Raw genomic sequence first — 1,617 nt, 5'->3', positions numbered from 1 at the left:
TTTACAATGGAGAGTTTGATCCTGGCTCAGGATGAACGCTAGCTACAGGCTTAACACATGCAAGTCGAGGGGAAACGACATCGAAAGCTTGCTTTTGATGGGCGTCGACCGGCGCACGGGTGAGTAACGCGTATCCAACCTGCCCACCACTTGGGGATAACCTTGCGAAAGTAAGACTAATACCCGATGATATCTCTAGACGACATCTGAAAGGGATTAAAGATTTATCGGTGATGGATGGGGATGCGTCTGATTAGCTTGTTGGCGGGGTAACGGCCCACCAAGGCAACGATCAGTAGGGGTTCTGAGAGGAAGGTCCCCCACATTGGAACTGAGACACGGTCCAAACTCCTACGGGAGGCAGCAGTGAGGAATATTGGTCAATGGGCGAGAGCCTGAACCAGCCAAGTAGCGTGCAGGACGACGGCCCTATGGGTTGTAAACTGCTTTTATAAGGGAATAAAGTGAGTCTCGTGAGACTTTTTGCATGTACCTTATGAATAAGGACCGGCTAATTCCGTGCCAGCAGCCGCGGTAATACGGAAGGTCCGGGCGTTATCCGGATTTATTGGGTTTAAAGGGAGCGTAGGCCGGAGATTAAGCGTGTTGTGAAATGTAGACGCTCAACGTCTGCACTGCAGCGCGAACTGGTTTCCTTGAGTACGCACAAAGTGGGCGGAATTCGTGGTGTAGCGGTGAAATGCTTAGATATCACGAAGAACTCCGATTGCGAAGGCAGCTCACTGGAGCGCAACTGACGCTGAAGCTCGAAAGTGCGGGTATCGAACAGGATTAGATACCCTGGTAGTCCGCACGGTAAACGATGGATGCCCGCTGTTGGCCTGAATAGGTCAGCGGCCAAGCGAAAGCATTAAGCATCCCACCTGGGGAGTACGCCGGCAACGGTGAAACTCAAAGGAATTGACGGGGGCCCGCACAAGCGGAGGAACATGTGGTTTAATTCGATGATACGCGAGGAACCTTACCCGGGCTTGAATTGCAGAGGAAGGATTTGGAGACAATGACGCCCTTCGGGGCCTCTGTGAAGGTGCTGCATGGTTGTCGTCAGCTCGTGCCGTGAGGTGTCGGCTTAAGTGCCATAACGAGCGCAACCCCTCTCCTTAGTTGCCATCAGGTCATGCTGGGCACTCTGGGGACACTGCCACCGTAAGGTGTGAGGAAGGTGGGGATGACGTCAAATCAGCACGGCCCTTACGTCCGGGGCTACACACGTGTTACAATGGCAGGTACAGAGAGACGGTTCCTTGCAAAAGGGATCAAATCCTCAAAGCCTGTCTCAGTTCGGACTGGGGTCTGCAACCCGACCCCACGAAGCTGGATTCGCTAGTAATCGCGCATCAGCCATGGCGCGGTGAATACGTTCCCGGGCCTTGTACACACCGCCCGTCAAGCCATGAAAGCCGGGGGCGCCTAAAGTCCGTGACCGTAAGGAGCGGCCTAGGGCGAAACTGGTAATTGGGGCTAAGTCGTAACAAGGTAGCCGTACCGGAAGGTGCGGCTGGAACACCTCCTTTCTGGAGAGACGAATTTCCTGTGAAGATTTAGGAACAGGACTTAAAAGTTCGCTTCTCTTCTTGTACGCACCATCTGTTTAAT

General features: G+C 53.4%; 1 rRNA gene. It reads left to right on the top strand.

The window, feature by feature from the left end:
* Positions 1–3 precede the first annotated feature (3 nt).
* A 16S ribosomal RNA gene (locus ACTQ53_RS17405) occupies positions 4–1,535 on the top strand.
* Positions 1,536–1,617: the final 82 nt, after the last annotated feature.

Origin of the sequence: Prevotella sp. Sow4_E9_plate (assembly GCF_052116205.1) — a bacterium.
Lineage (GTDB): Bacteria > Bacteroidota > Bacteroidia > Bacteroidales > Bacteroidaceae > Prevotella.
The sequence above is the reverse complement of the archived record's forward strand: the minus strand, read 5'-3'. Positions and strand labels throughout refer to the sequence as shown.